This is a genomic window from Arenimonas sp. (genome assembly GCF_035721105.1).
GTDB lineage: Bacteria > Pseudomonadota > Gammaproteobacteria > Xanthomonadales > Xanthomonadaceae > Arenimonas.
In genome coordinates, this window is the sequence record NZ_DASTNG010000087.1 from 1 (window position 1) to 14303 (window position 14303).

The following is a 14303-nucleotide window of genomic DNA, read 5'->3' on the forward strand; positions in this document are numbered from 1 at the left end:
AAGTAGGGCCAAAGCCTCGGCTGAATGCGAGGGCGTGGGAATGGCGGAGAGGGTGGGATTCGAACCCACGGTAGGCTCACACCTACGCCTGATTTCGAGTCAGGTACATTCGACCACTCTGCCACCTCTCCGGACCCCGGCGTAGCGGTCGCACCGCCGGGGCCGCGAATTATAGGGCGGCGCGAGCCGATCCGCCAGCCTCAGGGGCCGGACCCGCTGGCGGCCCCCCGCGGCAGGAAGAAGAACTCGCCGCTTTCATGGCCCGCGAAGCGGATCGGCGAGTACTGGGGCACCTGCGGCACCGGGGCGTCGATGGCGCCCAGCGCCAGCGAGGTGGACACCTCCCGGAACAGGCGCTGGCCCTCCAGCAGGCCGTTGTTGTCCTGGAGCACGTTCAGGAAGGCCCGCGCGAAGTAGCTGTGCCGGCCCGAGCCGGTGTCGGGCACCGGCTGCACGCCGCCCGAGGTCAGGGCGGTGCGCGAGCGGCCGTCGGCCATGGCCCGGACCCATTCGTCCCACTGCCCCGCCGCCATCGTGCCGGGGTCGAAGGTCGGCACCGAGGCCCGGGTCATGGTGCCCGAGTAGCAGGAGTCGGCCACCACCAGCACGTGCCGGGCCGGGATCGTGTTGAGGATGTCGCTGATGGCGGCGTTCGAGATCCAGGTCTTGTCGGCCCCGGCGGCGCCGTCGCTGGGCACCCAGTAGCCGCGGCCGCTGGCGTCGATCTCCCCGTGGCCGGCGTAGTAGACCAGCAGGTTGTCCTCGGGCTTGAGCGTCTCGCGCATCTCGTTGAGCGCGGTGAGGATCTCGAGCCGGCTGCCGTTGAGCACCAGGCTGGCCTGGTAGCCGTAGCGCTCGCGCAGCATCGCCGCCACCGCGTTGGCGTCGTTGGCCGCGCTGGTGAGCGTGGGATAGGCCGGGTCGCGGTAGCTGTTGTTGCCGATCACCACCGCGTAGTAGCGACCGAGCTTGACGCCGCGCGGCAGCTTGCCGTCGCCGGCGGGCGCCGATGCCGCGGCCGGCGACGTGCCCGCCTGCGGCAGCAGGGTGAAGGCCAGTTCGGCGCGACCGCCCTCGCGTCCGGTCGCCGCGACCTGCACCTGGGTGCCGCCGGCCGGCACGTCGACCTCGGCGCTGAAGCCGCCGCTGGCGTTGAGCGGCGCCGGCTGGCCGTTGACCGTGATGGCGCCGACCCGCTCGGGCGCGGTCACCCGGCCGACGACCTGGCGCTTGCCGGGTCCGCCGCGATAGACGGCGGTGTTGCGGCCGCGGGTGGCGACGAAGACGGGATCGAGGATCTCGAGCATCGGTGCGGCCGCGTAGGCCCCGCCCGCCGACGCGCCGGCGCGCTGCTCCAGCGACGCCAGCTGGGTGCGCTGGCTGTTGATCTGTTCTTCCTGGGCCAGCAGCTGGTTCTCGAGCAGCCGGGTGAGGTCGTCGTCCTGCTGCTGGCGGGCCTGGGCCAGCTTGGCCTGGGTCTCGGACAGCTGGCGCCGGGCCTCGGCCAGGGCGCCGCGGCGCTGGGCCAGCTCGCGCTGCAGCGCCTGCACCTGCTCGCGCAGCGCGGCGGACTCGGCTTCGCTGGCCTGCACGTCCTGCTCGAGGCCACTGATCTTCTCGTCGCGCGCCTTGATCTCGACCTGCACCACCGAGGCGTACATCAGTTCGTCCTCGATGCCCGAGGCCTCGCGATAGAGATTGAGCGCCGCCGCCTGGTCGCGCTCGACGCCCAGCCCCTGTTCGTACAGGTAGCCCAGGTTGATCCTGGCGCGGCCGTAGCCCTGCTCGGCCGCCTTCTTGAACCACTGGAAGGCCATGCCGTAGTCGGGCGCGGTACCCAGCCCCTTGGAATAAATCTCGCCGACGTTGTTCTGGGCCTCGGCATCGCCCGACATCGCGCCCTCGAGCCAGACCTTCAGCGCGGTCTGGTAATTGGCGCGGTCGTAGGAAACATATTCACCGCCGCGGATCTGGCAGTCGGACTGGGTGGTGCGCACCGGCCGCCGGGCGCTGAGGAAGGTGGCCTGCCGGCCCAGGCGCCGGATCTGTCCGGGCAACAGGCAGTCGACGATCAGCAGGTCCTCGGCGTTGCGCACCGCGGCCTGCGCGGGCGCCGCCGGCCAGCCGGCGAGCACCGCCAACAGGCAGCCGGCGGCAAGAACGGACATTCGGGAGAGGAGCGGACAAGGGTTGTGCAGGCTCATGGGCACGGCTCCGTTGGGAAGCGATGCGGCTCGCGCGGAGGCCCTTGCAGCGGCGCGCCAGCCGCTATACTCGAGGCGAAGTTATAGCCGCATTCCAGGGGAAAAGCGATGGACTCAGGCAAGGTTGCGGTCGACGCCCGACGGGCGGCAAGCCACGTCGTCAAGGCACTCACCTGGGGGCTGGTCGCGATCGCCGCGCTGGCCTGGAGCAGCGGCGCCCGCGCACAGAGCTGCGACTTCGTCCCAGTCGGCGCCACCGCCGCCACCGGGCCCGCCGGCACCCAGGTCAGCTTCACCCTGCGCGCCGAAGTGGCGTGCACGCCCACGGTGGACATCGTGCTGGCGATCACCGCCGACACCACCGGCGGCGCCGCGATCGTGCCGCCGACCGCGCCGACCCTGGTGCTCGACACCGACTACACCTTCACCGTCGCCCTCGGCCCGCTCGCCAACGGCACCGGCACCGTGCAGGCCAGCTGCGTGCCCACGTTCTGCACCCCGGGCTCGCTGGTGTTCACCTTCAACACCGACGCCACCGTGGTGCGGCTGCTGACGGCGGTCGACGGCGGCGACCAGACGGTGCTGCCCAACGTCGCCTTCCCGACGCCGCTGCAGGCCAATGCCACCGACAACGGCCTCAACGCCGTCGGCGTGCCCGTGTCCTGGACCGTCACCAGCGGCTCGGCCACGCTGTCGGCGGCCACCAGCAACACCGACAACTTCGGCAACGCCAGCGTCACCGCCACCGCCGGCAACACGCCCGGCCCGGTCACGATCACCGCCGTGCGCCAGGACGATGCCACCGCCATCGCCGTGTTCAACCTCACCGTCGATGCCCTGGGCACCCTGGACGTGATCGGCGGCGACGGCCAGACGCTGGCGGCGGGCGCCACCTCGGCGCCGCTGCAGGTCGAGCTGCGCGATGCCGCCGGCAATCCCATCGCCGGCTCGCCGGTGGCCTGGACCGCCTCGGCCGGCACGCTGGGCGCCGCCACCACCCTGACCAACGGCGCCGGCGTGGCCAGCAACACCGTCACGGTCGCTTCGGCCGGCGCGGTCGACGTCACCGCCAGCTCGCCGCTGGCGGCAGCCCCGGCCGTGTTCCAGCTCAACGGCGCGCTGCGCAACCTGGCCGGCCTCTCGCGCACCCAGCGCGCCGTGGCCGAAGCCATCGATACGTTCTGCCCCGCGCTGGCCGCGCTGCCGACCCCGACGGCGCAGCAGGCCGACCTGCTGGCGCGCTGCCGCGAACTGGGCGCCGCCGCCGGCCTCGATCCCGCCGCCACCGTCGACGCCCTCGACCAGCTGATGGCCGGCGTCGCGCTGACCCAGGCCAATGCCGCATTGAGCGCGGTGCAGTCCCAGTTCCAGAACCTCAAGACCCGCATCGCGGCGCTGCGCAGCGGTACCGGCGGCACGCGCTTCGGCGGCCTGGCGCTGAACACGCCGGCCGGCCCGATTTCGCTGGGCACGCTCTCCAGCGCCTTCGGGGCCGACGGCGAGGCCACCGAGGTGGGCGCCGACTTCAGCCGCTGGGGCTTCTTCGCGGCCGGCACCATCGGTCGCGGCGAGTCCGACGGCGGCAGCGTCGACCCCGCCTTCGACTACGACGTCGAAGGCCTCACCGCCGGCCTCGACTACCGCCGGAGCGATCGCTGGGTGATCGGCGGCTCGCTCGGCTACACCCGCCAGGACACCGACCTGCCGGGCGACCGCGGCGGCCTGGACACCACCGGCTGGAGCGTGTCGGCCTACAGCACCTACTACCAGGCCGACAGCTGGTACCTCGACAGCGTGCTGACCTGGGGCCGCAACGACTACGAGATGCTGCGGCGGATCCAGTACACCCTGCCGCTGGCGGGCGGCGGCAGCACCAGCATCGACCAGACCGCGATCGCGGACGCCTCGGGCGACCTGTTCGCCACCGCCTTCACTTTCGGCCGCGACTTCAACCGCGGCGCCTTCGGCGTGGGTCCGTACGGCCGACTGATGTACACGCGACTGGGCTTCGACGAGATCCGCGAACAGACCGTTGCCGGCGCACCCGGCAGCGGCCTGGGCCTGGCGATCGAAAGCCGGGACCTGACCTCGCTGGCCAGCGTGCTGGGCACCAAGTTCACCTGGACCCACGGCACGAACTGGGGCGTGCTGATGCCGCACCTGCAGCTGGAGTGGGAGCATGAATTCCGCGACGACCCGCAGGCGATGGAGGCCCGCTTCCTCAACGACCCGCTGGCGACGCCGATGCTGGTCACCGGCGACCCGCTCGATACCGACTACTTCCGCCTGGGCCTGGGCCTGTCGATGGTGCTGACCGGCGGGCGCTCGGGCTTCTTCTACTACGAGCGCCTGGCCGGACGCGACGGCGAATCGCAGTGGAACCTGGCCCTCGGCCTGCGCATGGAGTTCTGAGCATGATCGAGTTCGGCCACCTCAGCCACGTCGGCCTGCGCCGCGAGCTGAACGAAGACACCTACTTCGGCGACTCCGAACTGGGCCTGTGGCTGGTGGCCGACGGCATGGGCGGCCATGAGTTCGGCGAAGTCGCCAGCGCCCTGGCCCGCGACACCGTGGTGCGCGAGGTCCGCGCCGGCCGGCCGCTGGCCGACGCCATCCGCCGGGCCGACGAAGACATCATCCGGCACAGCAAGCAGCGCGCCGAGAGCCTGCCGATGGGCACGACGATGGTGGCGCTGCGCATCCAGGACCACCGCTTCGAGCTGGCCTGGGTCGGCGACAGCCGCGCCTACCTGTGGAACGGCCAGCTGCGCCAGCTTTCGTCCGACCACAGCTACGTGCAGGAACTGATCGACCAGGGCGCGATCACCGCCGAACAGGCGCGCGCGCATCCCCACCGCAACGTGGTCACGCAGGCGCTGGGCGTCACCGACCCGCAAAGCCTGAAGGTGGAAACGCTATCGGGCGAACTGCGCCCGGGCCAGCAGCTGCTGCTGTGCAGCGACGGCCTCACCGAGGAAGTCGACGACGCCCACATCGCCGGCCTGCTGGGCCAGGCCGAACTGTCGGCGCAGGAGTGCGTGGACCACCTGGTGTCCGCGGCCCTCGACGGCGGCGGCTCGGACAACGTCACCGTCATCCTGCTGCGCCGGCGCTGAGCCCGCGTCAGCCGGCCGGCGGCGCCGGCGGCAGCGTCGGCGCGTCGCCCGACTCGGCGGTGGCGACCGCGTCCTGCAGCTCGCGCAGGTAGGCATCCCCCGGATCCACCGCCAGGCCGGCGCGCACGATCACGCCGCACTGCGCCCAACGCCCGGCCGCGCAGGCCTTGTGCCCGAAGCTGCGGTAGAAGGCCACGATGCCGGCGATGCCGGCCTTTGCGCGGACATTCTCCGGGTCCAGCCGCAGCGCCTGGCGGTAGTAGCCCAGCGCGCTGTCGTCGTCGGGCAGGGTCAGCTTGCGGCCCGGCTCCGTGCGGGTGCCGTATTCGAACAGCTGGTCGGCGGCATTGAGCAGGCGCGCGACTTCGTCGGCATCGGCGGCATCGACCGGTTTGGGCATCTGGAAATCAGCGGGCAAGGCGTCGCGATCCGGCGCATCGCCGGTCGTGGCCGTGGCCGGCGGCGCCGCGTCCACCGCCCGCGCCGGATCGGCGGTCGGCGAGGCCGCCGGCGACAGCAGCCACCAGGCCAGCACCGCGATCGCGAACAGTGCGGCCAGGCCGGCGGCGGGCAGCAGCCAGGCCGGCCGCGCCTGGTCGCGGGCGACGCTGACGCGGGTGCGCTGCTGGGTGGCGGCGCCGTTGGCGATGCGCTGGCCGGTGCCGGGCTTGCGGGCGCGCGTTTCCTGGATGGCGACCGCTTCCGGTGCGGTCGAAACCAATCGATGCAGCGCCTCGATGAAGGCCGCGCCGGTGTTGAACCGCTCGCCCGCCAGCTTGGCCATCAGCCCGTCGATCAGCGGCTGCAGCCAGGCGTGCGGCGCCGGCAGGGTCGGCACCGGGTGGGTGACGTGCATCAGCGCCACCGTGAACGGATCGGCGGCCTGGTAGGGCGGCGCGCCGACCAGCATTTCGTACAGCACGGTCCCCAGGCTGTAGAGGTCGGAGCGCCCGTCCACCGGTTCGCCGCGCGCCTGCTCGGGGCTCATGTAGTCGGGCGTGCCGATCGAGGCGCCGGCGACCGTGGAGCTGTTGCTGCCGTCCATGGCCTTGGCGATGCCGAAGTCGGCCAGCACCACCCGCCCGTCCTTGCGGAACAGCACGTTGCCGGGCTTCACGTCGCGGTGCACGAAGCCCTTCTCGTGCGCGAAATCCAGGCCCAGGGCGATATCGGTGGCGATGTCGAGCACGTGCGCGACGCTCAGGTCGCCCTCGGCGATGCGCTCCTTGAGGGTGCCGCCCGGGATGTACTCGGCGGCGAGGTAGTAGACGCCGTTGTGGCTGCCGATGTCGTACACCGTCACCAGGTTCGGGTGCTGCAGCTTGGCGGTGATCTTGCCTTCCACCACGAAGCGGCCGGCGAACTCGGCGTTGGCCGCCAGCACCGGCGACATCACCTTCAGCGCCACCTCGCGGTCCAGCGACTCCTGCATGGCCAGGAACACCGAGGCCATGCCGCCCTCGCCGATCGGCCGCAGGATGCGGTAGCCCGGGATGTTGATGTCGACCGAGGTGAGCAGGACGGTGGCGTTCAAGTCGATCCCCTGGCCGGTGGCGCCGGCCGATTATCCACCAAACGGCTCAGGCCGCCGGCCCGGGCCAGAGGCATTTGCCGGCCTTGCCGGCGATCTTCTGCAGGCGGGCCTCGTGCGCGGCGAGCTCGGCGTCGCTGGCGCGCAGCACCCGGCGCGGCGCCGCGGGCAGCGCGATGCCGCCGACCGGGCGGGCCGCGGTTTCCGGCTCACCGGCGGGCGCCAGGCCCAGGTCGCCCTGGCCGGCGGTGAGGCCCAGGTAGACCTCGGCCAGCAGCTCGGCGTCGAGCAGGGCGCCGTGCAGCTTGCGGTGGCCGTTGTCGACGCCCAGCCGCTTGCACAGCGCGTCGAGCGAATTGCGCTGGCCCGGGAAGCGCTCGCGCGCCATCGCCAGCGTGTCGAGCACGCTGGCGTGGTCCTCGAGCCGGCCGTAGTGCTTGCCGGCCAGCGACAGCTCGTAGTTCAGGAAGCCGACGTCGAAGCTGGCGTTGTGGATGATGAGCTCGGCGCCGGCGATGAATTCCAGCAGTTCGTCCAGCACCGTCTCGAAGCGCGGCTTGTCGCGCAGGAAGTCCAGGCTCAGGCCGGTCACTTCCTGCGCGCCCGGCTCCATCTCGCGGCCGGGATTGAAGTAGCGCTGGAACTGGCGGCCGGTGGGACGGCGCTCGACCAGTTCCAGGCAGCCGACCTCGACGATGCGATTGCCCTTTTCCCAGGACAGGCCGGTGGTTTCGGTATCGAGCACGATCTGGCGCATGGCGGGCCTCAGCGGAACTTTTCTGCGGCGGCGCGGGCCAGCTGGTCCACGCGCTCGTTCTCGACGTGGCCGGCGTGGCCCTTGACCCACTTCCACTGCACCTTGTGCGGCTTGGCGGCGGCCTGCAGGCGCTCCCACAGGTCGCGGTTCTTGACCGGGTCGCCGCCGGCGGTCTTCCAGCCACGGCGGATCCAGTTCGGCAGCCATTCGCCGATGCCTTTCTGCACGTACTGCGAGTCGGTCGACAGCACGACCTCGCAGGGCGACTTGAGCGCTTCGAGCGCCATGATGGCCGCCAGCAGCTCCATGCGGTTGTTGGTGGTGTCGGCCTCGCCGCCGGCCAGCTCGCGTTCGGTGCCGCCGTGGCGGAGCAGTGCGCCCCAGCCGCCGGGGCCGGGGTTGCCGAGGCAGGCGCCGTCGGTGTGGATTTCTACGGATTTCATTCGGGCATCCATGCGGGGTTCTTGTCAGCCGGCGCTCATGCCGGGGCGGAACTTGAGGGCGGCGGTGCCGGCGCGCACCGGGGTCAGGGCCGGGTCGCGGCGACGGGCGACGACCAGGCTGGCCATGCGCAGGCCGGCCCAGGGATGATCGCGTTCGCGCGGCGCCAGGTCCACCGCCGGCGCACTGGACCACACCGGCCCCAGGCAGCGGCGGCGCTGGACCTCGAGGCCGGCGGCCTGGGCATCGGCGACCACCGCCAGCGGGTCGCGCGGCGCCAGGCCGCGGAAGCCCCAGCGCAATCGCGCCGGGCTCCAGGGATTGAGCGTGAGCAGGATCGCGACGCCCTCGGGCTTGAGCACGCGCGCCATCTCCTCGAGCAGGGTCACCGGCGCCGGCGAGGTCTCGAGCACGAACAGGCCGTAGACCAGGGACACGCAGCCGCTGCAGATCGGCAGCTGGTCGTCGCGGCAGGCCAGGTCGCCGGCCAGGCCGTCGCCGTCGCGGTGGAGGCTGACCACGTTGGCCAGCATGTTGCCCGACAGCACCGGGGCCAGGGCCGGCGTCGGCCGCAGGTAGAGGCCGGTATGGCCGAAGACGCGGGTGAGCTCGGGGATGGCCTGGCGCTGCACCTCGTGCAGCATCCGCAGGCTGGCCTCGCGTTTGAACCAGGCAGCGGCGGGCGAGTCGGGTTGACGTCGGGCGGGAGCCGGGGGCATGGTCGCGATTCTGCGTCATAAGCGCGTCCCAGGTCACCCCGTTGCTGCGTCTCGTCGCCCTGCCCGCCTTCCAGGACAACTACATCTGGCTCCTGTGCGGGGCGGACGGCGCCGCCGTCGTCGTCGACCCGGGCGATGACGCCCCGGTGCGGGCCGCGATGGCCGAAGGCATCCGCCCGGTGGCCCTGCTGCTGACCCACCACCACGCCGACCACGTCGGCGGCGCGGCCCGTCTGCAGGCGGCGCTGGACATTCCCGCCTACGGGCCCGTGGACGACCGCATCCCGGGCGAGGTGCAGCGGGTCGGCGACGGCGACCGGGTCGACGTGCCGGCGCTGGGCGTGGGCTTCGACGTGATGGCGGTGCCGGGGCACACGCGCAGCCACGTCGCCTTCCACGGCGCCGGGCACCTGTTCTGCGGCGACACGCTGTTCAGCCTCGGCTGCGGGCGCATGTTCGAAGGCCAGCCGGCACAGATGCTGGCCTCGCTGGAGCGCCTGGCCGCGCTGCCGGGCGACACCGCGCTTTGCTGCGGCCATGAATACACCGAGGCCAACGGGCGCTTCGCGCGCACCGTCGAGCCCGACAATCCGGCGCGCGAGGCCTGGCTGGCCCGCGTCGGCGAGCGCCGGCGCGCCGGCCTGCCCAGCCTGCCGGGCACGCTGGCGGTCGAGCGCGACGCCAATCCCTTCCTGCGCGTGGACACGCCGGCCGTGCGCGCCACCCTGGCGCAGCGGCTGGGCCAGGCGCCCGCCGATCGCGCCGCGGCGTTCGCGGCGCTGCGCGAATGGAAGGACGGCTTCACCGGATGAGCGACCTCCGCCGTGCCCTGCCGCTCCTGCTGATCGTCGCCCTCGGGCTGCTGTCGGCCTGCCAGCCGTCGGTGCGGCCGGACCCGCTCGAGCCCGAGGAGCCGGCGACGCCGGTGGCCCTCGCCGCTCCCGCCGCGATCGCGCCCGCCGCGCCGCCGAAGCCGGCACCGCCGGCGGCGCCGGACCCGATCGACACCGGCGCCGAGGTCTTCGACCGCATGCGCGCCCGCTTCTCCGCCCCGGTCTGCGTCAAGGGCGAGCGCAACCAGCTCTGGCGCAAGCGCTACGCCGGCTACCCGGACAGCTTCGCCCGCCACGTCGAGCAGATCCTGCCGCTGATGGGCTACGTGGTCGAGGACGTCGAGCGGCGTGGCCTGCCGGGCGAGTTCGCGCTGCTGCCGATCGTCGAGAGCTGGTATCGCCCGGCCGCGATCGGACCCGGCGGTCCGGCCGGCATGTGGCAGATGATCGCCAGTACCGCGCGCAACCACGGGGTCCGCATCCAACCGGGCTACGACGGCCGGCTTTCGCCGGTGGCGTCGACCGACGCCGCGCTGTCCTACCTCGAGTCGCTGGACGAGAAGTTCGGCGGCGAATGGCGGGCGATGGCGATGGGCTACAACGCCGGCGAGTACCGCATCCTGCGGGCGTTCCAGGCCAGCGGCGACCAGCGCGTCTCGGGCGAGCACCGGCTGCCGCGCGGGCTGTCGAACACCACCTACGATTACGTCGCGAAGCTGCATGCGCTGGCCTGCCTGTTCGACAAGCCCGAGCGCCACGGCCTGGTGCTGCCGCGCGAGGCGCGCTTCACGCCCCTGGTGCGGATTGCGCTGCCGGCGGGCGTGGCCAGCCTCGACCAGGCCGCGGTGCAGCTGGGCGTCGATGCGTCGGCGCTGCGCGCGCTCAACCCGGCCTACCGCCAGGGCCGGGTGGTCGCCGGCGTGCCGCGCGACGTGCTGGCGCCGGCGAGCGCGCTGTCGCGGCTGGCGGCGCTGGCGCAGGCCGGGCCTTCGGCCGACGCGGACACCGGCCTGCCCTTGCCCGCGGCGACCGGGCGCGTGCACGCGGTCAGGCCCGGCGACACGCTGTCGCGCATCGCCGCACGCTACGGCGTGACGCTGCGCTCGCTGTTCGAACTCAACCAGCTGGACGGCCGTTCGATCCTGCGCCCGGGCCAGCGGATCCGCATCGACCCCTGAGCGCCGCGACCATGCTTGGCGGTATGGCCTGCCGCGGTTCAAACTACGGGCCATCGCCGCCGACACGCGCGGCCATCGGGAGGACACCATGGGATTCTTGACCGGCAAGCGGGCCCTGATCGTGGGTATCGCCAGCCAACGCTCCATCGCCAGCGGCATCGCCGAGGCCATGCATCGTGAGGGCGCCGAAATGGCCTTCACCTACCAGAACGACAAGCTCAAGTCCCGGGTCGAGGCCGCGGCCGCCGACTGCGGTTCGAGCATCGTGCTGCCGCTGGACGTCGCCGAGGATGCGCAGATCGAGTCGGTGTTCACCGAGCTGGGCAAGCATTGGGACGGCTTCGACATCCTGGTGCACTCGGTCGGCTTCGCGCCGCGCGAAGCGCTCGAGGGTGGCTTCCTGGACAACCTCACCCGCGAGAACTTCCGCATCGCGCACGACATCTCCAGCTACTCGCTGGCGGCCCTGGCCAAGGCGGCGCGGCCGATGATGAAGGGCCGCGGCGGCAGCATCCTGACGCTGAGCTACCTGGGCGCCGAGCGGGCGCTGGCCAGCTACAACGTGATGGGCCTGGCCAAGGCCAGCCTGGAGGCCAACGTGCGCTACCTGGCCATGAACCTGGGCCCGGAAGGCACGCGCGTCAATGCGATCTCGGCCGGCCCGATCAAGACGCTGGCGGCCTCGGGCGTCGGCAACCTGCGCAAGATGCTCACCCACGTGGCCGAGACGGCGCCGCTGCGCCGCAACGTGACCATCGAGGACGTGGGCAACGTGGGCGCGTTCCTGTGCTCGGACCTGGCGGCGGGCGTGACCGGCGAGGTCACCTACGTCGACTGCGGCTACAGCATCCTGGGCATGACGGGCATCACCATCGACTGAGCCGGGACGGGATCCCGCCGGGCCAAGGGCCAGGCGCGGGATAAAAAAAAGCCCGGGGAAACCCGGGCTTTTTTCGTTGCCAAAGAAGCGTCAGAGACGCTCTTCGGACACCTTGACCGTGTAGACCTTGCGCAGTGCGCGCAGGTACTCGAGCAGTTCGGCCTGGCCGCGCGCCTGCGCGAACTGGTCGACGAGCAGGCCGCGGGTCGCATCGTCCAGGTCGGCCAGGTCGCCCGGCGTGACCGCCGTGACTTCGAACAGCATGTGGCGATCGTTCGCCACCTTGGCGATGCCGAACGAGGGCTTGCCCGCCTCCGGCGGCGCCACGCGGAACACCTCGGACAGCAGCGCCGGCGGCAGCGGGCCGCGGCGACCCACGTCGGGCATGTCGGCGACCGTGCGGCCGACGTCGGTGGCCAGCGCGTCCAGCGTCTCGCCCTGGCGGGCGCGCTCGAGCAGCGCTTCGGCCTGCGCCTGCGAGCCCTTGGCCAGGCGATCGGCGTTGAAGTCCGACAGCACCCGGTCCTTGACCTCGTCGAAGGGGATCGCGGCCTCGGGCACCACGTCGACCACGTGGATGACGACGACATGGCTCGGGCCGATCTCGATCGCGTCGCTGACCTGGCGCTCGACCTTCTGCGCATCGCTGAAGGCCGCCGCGCGGACCGCTTCGATCGCCGACAGGCCCTGCGGCAGGCCGCCCCGGCCGAACAGCGCGGTGCGCTGCACCGGCAGGCCCACGGCTTCGGCCGACGGCGCCAGCGCGGTCGGATCCTTGTAGATGCGCTCCACCAGGCGGCCACTGAGATCGCTGAACCGGCGCTCGGCTTCGTTCTGCAGGAATTCCTGCTCGATCTCGGCGCGGACGTCCTCGAACGGACGCTCGCTGCCCGGGACCAGCTCGCGCAGCTGGATCACGTGCCAGCCGTCCGGCGTGCGCACCGGATCGGTGACCTGGCCCGCGGCGTCGAGCGCGAACAGCGCCTGCTCGAAGGCGGCGTCGAACAGGCCGGCCTCGACCACGCCCAGGTCGCCGCCCTCGGCCTTGGAGCCCAGGTCGTCGGAGTTCTCGCGCGCCAGGGCCGCGAAATCGGCGCCGGGTTCGCGCGCCTGCGCGGCCAGCGCGGCGGCCCGCTCGCGGGCGGCCTCGACCGCCGCGGGATCGGCGTCGACGGGCACGGCGATGAGAATGTGCGAGGCCACGCGCTGCGGCTCGGTGACGTAGCGCGCGCGCAGTTCGTCGTAGCGGGCGCGCAGGGTCGCTTCGTCGACCGTGGCCGGAACGTCCAGCGCGGCGCCGTCGATCTCGACGTATTCGATCGCGACCTGCTCTTCGGTGCGATAGCGCGAGGCATTGGCGTCGTACCAGGCCTGCAGCTCGGCCTCGGTCGGCGGCTCCGCCGGCAGCGACGGCGTCGGCAGGTCGATCAGGCGCAGCGTGCGGGTCTGCTGGCTCAGGCGCAGGAAGGCTTCCAGCTCGCTGTTGCCGGCAATGGCCGTGGTGGCGATCTGGTTGGGCAGCGTGCGGCGCGCCAGGTCGGCGCGCACCGACGCCATGAACTGGGCGTGCGTGGTGCCCTGCCCCGCCAGCGCCAGGCGGTACTGGTCGGGGCTGTAGGCGCCGTTGACCTGGAACTGGGGCAGCGCCTTGAGCTGCTCCGCCACTTCCTGTTCCGGCACGGTGATGCCTTCGCGCTCGGCGACCATCGCCAGCAGCGCGTCGTCGACCAGGCCGTCGAGCACGTTGCGCTTGGAGTCGATGGATTCGAAGGCGGCGCTGTCGAAGCCCTCGCCACCGGCCTCGCGCGCCTGCTGGCGCGCCTGCTCGAAGCGGCGACGGAACTCATCCTGCGAGATCTCGCGCTCCTGCTTGCCGAAGATCCAGTACTTCGCCGGCCCTTCGATCTTGGCGGCGTAGGTCTCGATCTTGGGCGAGAAGTAGGAGTCGATGCCGAAGAACGCCATCGTGATGATGACCGCGCCCAGGATGAGGAAAGCGATCCAACCCGAGGACTTGTCGCGAATGCGCTGGAGCATGTGGGATATGCCGTTCGAAGGTGGAGCCCGGTTTCCCGGGCCGGAAAAAACGAAGGCGCCCTTGCGGGGCGCCCTCGAGGATATGGCGGAGTGGACGGGACTCGAACCCGCGACCTCCGGCGTGACAGGCCAGCATTCTAACCAACTGAACTACCACTCCGCTGTTTCTACTGCTTGGTGGGTGCTGAGGGTTTCGAACCCCCGACCCTCGCCTTGTAAGGGCGACGCTCTACCGCTGAGCTAAGCACCCTTACAAGACGCTCAGTTTACAGCATCCTTCAGGGCTTTGCCAGCCTTGAACGCAGGATTTTTCGAGGCCTTGATCTTGATGGTGTCGCCGGTCTGCGGATTGCGGCCCTGGCGGGCGGCGCGCTTGCGGACGGAGAAGGTGCCAAAGCCCACCAGCGTGATGGTTTCGCCCTTCTTGAGCGCCTTCTTGATCGTTTCGATCATGGCGTCGACGGCACGGCCAGCGTCAGCCTTGGACAGCTCGGCGCCATCGGCGACGGCACTCGTAAATTCGGCTTTGTTCATTATTGACTCCCTGAGCGGGGGGAACCCGCATTCTGAAAAACCGGGCCGGCCCGGCAATGGCCTGGGGCGCGGC

12 protein-coding genes and 3 tRNA genes are annotated in these 14303 nt (G+C 71.6%); 5 read left to right on the forward strand and 10 right to left on the reverse strand.

Features of this window, described 5'->3' with window-relative positions; translation table 11 throughout:
* Positions 1-41: 41 nt before the first annotated feature.
* Positions 42-131: transfer RNA gene (locus VFQ84_RS13650), tRNA-Ser, on the reverse strand.
* Positions 132-200: 69 nt separating this feature from the next.
* Positions 201-2168 carry a caspase family protein gene (locus VFQ84_RS13655; protein WP_325132186.1) on the reverse strand — a complete coding sequence of 656 codons (1968 nt, stop codon included), beginning with the start codon at positions 2166-2168 and terminating at the stop codon, positions 201-203.
* A gap of 144 nt (positions 2169-2312) precedes the next feature.
* On the opposite strand from VFQ84_RS13655, the gene VFQ84_RS13660 reads away from it, so the two are divergent.
* A complete protein-coding gene (locus VFQ84_RS13660) occupies positions 2313-4616 on the forward strand; it encodes an autotransporter domain-containing protein (protein ID WP_325132187.1) in 2304 nt (767 codons plus the stop codon).
* A gap of 2 nt (positions 4617-4618) precedes the next feature.
* Positions 4619-5320, forward strand: a complete 702-nt coding sequence (locus VFQ84_RS13665; RefSeq protein WP_325132188.1) for a PP2C family serine/threonine-protein phosphatase — start codon at positions 4619-4621, stop codon at positions 5318-5320.
* A gap of 7 nt (positions 5321-5327) precedes the next feature.
* On the opposite strand, the gene VFQ84_RS13670 is transcribed toward VFQ84_RS13665, so the two are convergent.
* The 4 genes from VFQ84_RS13670 to VFQ84_RS13685 are packed head-to-tail and all read right to left on the reverse strand — an operon-like array spanning position 5328 to position 8768.
* A complete protein-coding gene (locus VFQ84_RS13670; protein ID WP_325132189.1) occupies positions 5328-6854 on the reverse strand; it encodes a serine/threonine-protein kinase in 1527 nt (508 codons plus the stop codon).
* Between the two features lie 46 nt (positions 6855-6900).
* Positions 6901-7608, reverse strand: a complete 708-nt coding sequence (gene dnaQ / locus VFQ84_RS13675) for a DNA polymerase III subunit epsilon (RefSeq protein WP_325132190.1) — start codon at positions 7606-7608, stop codon at positions 6901-6903.
* A gap of 8 nt (positions 7609-7616) precedes the next feature.
* The gene (gene rnhA, locus VFQ84_RS13680) at positions 7617-8051 is read right to left on the reverse strand and encodes a ribonuclease HI (protein ID WP_325132191.1); all 435 of its coding nucleotides are present in this window, start codon (positions 8049-8051) and stop codon (positions 7617-7619) included.
* A gap of 24 nt (positions 8052-8075) precedes the next feature.
* On the reverse strand, positions 8076-8768 hold the full coding sequence (locus tag VFQ84_RS13685; RefSeq protein ID WP_325132192.1) for a methyltransferase domain-containing protein: 693 nt from the start codon (positions 8766-8768) through the stop codon (positions 8076-8078).
* A 44-nt stretch (positions 8769-8812) separates the two neighbouring features.
* Between VFQ84_RS13685 and gloB the strand changes: the two genes are divergently transcribed.
* The 3 genes from gloB to VFQ84_RS13700 all read left to right on the forward strand — a co-directional run bounded on the left by gloB (position 8813) and on the right by VFQ84_RS13700 (position 11659).
* The gene (gloB, locus tag VFQ84_RS13690; RefSeq protein ID WP_325132227.1) at positions 8813-9580 is read left to right on the forward strand and encodes a hydroxyacylglutathione hydrolase; all 768 of its coding nucleotides are present in this window, start codon (positions 8813-8815) and stop codon (positions 9578-9580) included.
* On the forward strand, positions 9577-10779 hold the full coding sequence (locus tag VFQ84_RS13695; protein WP_325132193.1) for a transglycosylase SLT domain-containing protein: 1203 nt from the start codon (positions 9577-9579) through the stop codon (positions 10777-10779). Before gloB ends, VFQ84_RS13695 begins: the two co-directional genes overlap by 4 nt.
* An 88-nt stretch (positions 10780-10867) precedes the next feature.
* A complete protein-coding gene (locus VFQ84_RS13700; protein WP_325132194.1) occupies positions 10868-11659 on the forward strand; it encodes an enoyl-ACP reductase in 792 nt (263 codons plus the stop codon).
* 90 nt (positions 11660-11749) lie between these two features.
* Here VFQ84_RS13700 and VFQ84_RS13705 read toward each other — a convergent pair whose 3' ends face one another.
* From VFQ84_RS13705 to VFQ84_RS13720, 4 genes are all read right to left on the reverse strand, one after another.
* Positions 11750-13696: a SurA N-terminal domain-containing protein gene (locus tag VFQ84_RS13705; protein ID WP_325132195.1), complete on the reverse strand. Its 1947-nt coding sequence runs from the start codon at positions 13694-13696 to the stop codon at positions 11750-11752.
* Between the two features lie 83 nt (positions 13697-13779).
* A tRNA-Asp gene (locus VFQ84_RS13710) sits at positions 13780-13856 on the reverse strand.
* A 15-nt stretch (positions 13857-13871) separates the two neighbouring features.
* A tRNA-Val gene (locus VFQ84_RS13715) sits at positions 13872-13946 on the reverse strand.
* Positions 13947-13957: 11 nt separating this feature from the next.
* On the reverse strand, positions 13958-14230 hold the full coding sequence (locus VFQ84_RS13720) for an HU family DNA-binding protein (protein WP_325132196.1): 273 nt from the start codon (positions 14228-14230) through the stop codon (positions 13958-13960).
* Between the last annotated feature and the right edge of the window lie 73 nt (positions 14231-14303).

Excerpts from the sequence above, each read along its gene's own strand:
- VFQ84_RS13655 (WP_325132186.1), bottom strand. The coding sequence starts at position 2,168 with ATGTCCGTTCTTGCCGCCGGCTGCCTGTTGGCGGTGCTCGCCGGCTGG.
- VFQ84_RS13660 (WP_325132187.1), top strand. The coding sequence starts at position 2,313 with ATGGACTCAGGCAAGGTTGCGGTCGACGCCCGACGGGCGGCAAGCCAC.
- VFQ84_RS13665 (WP_325132188.1), top strand. The coding sequence starts at position 4,619 with ATGATCGAGTTCGGCCACCTCAGCCACGTCGGCCTGCGCCGCGAGCTG.
- dnaQ (WP_325132190.1), bottom strand. The coding sequence starts at position 7,608 with ATGCGCCAGATCGTGCTCGATACCGAAACCACCGGCCTGTCCTGGGAA.
- rnhA (WP_325132191.1), bottom strand. The coding sequence starts at position 8,051 with ATGAAATCCGTAGAAATCCACACCGACGGCGCCTGCCTCGGCAACCCC.
- VFQ84_RS13685 (WP_325132192.1), bottom strand. The coding sequence starts at position 8,768 with ATGCCCCCGGCTCCCGCCCGACGTCAACCCGACTCGCCCGCCGCTGCC.
- VFQ84_RS13695 (WP_325132193.1), top strand. The coding sequence starts at position 9,577 with ATGAGCGACCTCCGCCGTGCCCTGCCGCTCCTGCTGATCGTCGCCCTC.
- VFQ84_RS13700 (WP_325132194.1), top strand. The coding sequence starts at position 10,868 with ATGGGATTCTTGACCGGCAAGCGGGCCCTGATCGTGGGTATCGCCAGC.
- VFQ84_RS13705 (WP_325132195.1), bottom strand. The coding sequence starts at position 13,696 with ATGCTCCAGCGCATTCGCGACAAGTCCTCGGGTTGGATCGCTTTCCTC.
- VFQ84_RS13720 (WP_325132196.1), bottom strand. The coding sequence starts at position 14,230 with ATGAACAAAGCCGAATTTACGAGTGCCGTCGCCGATGGCGCCGAGCTG.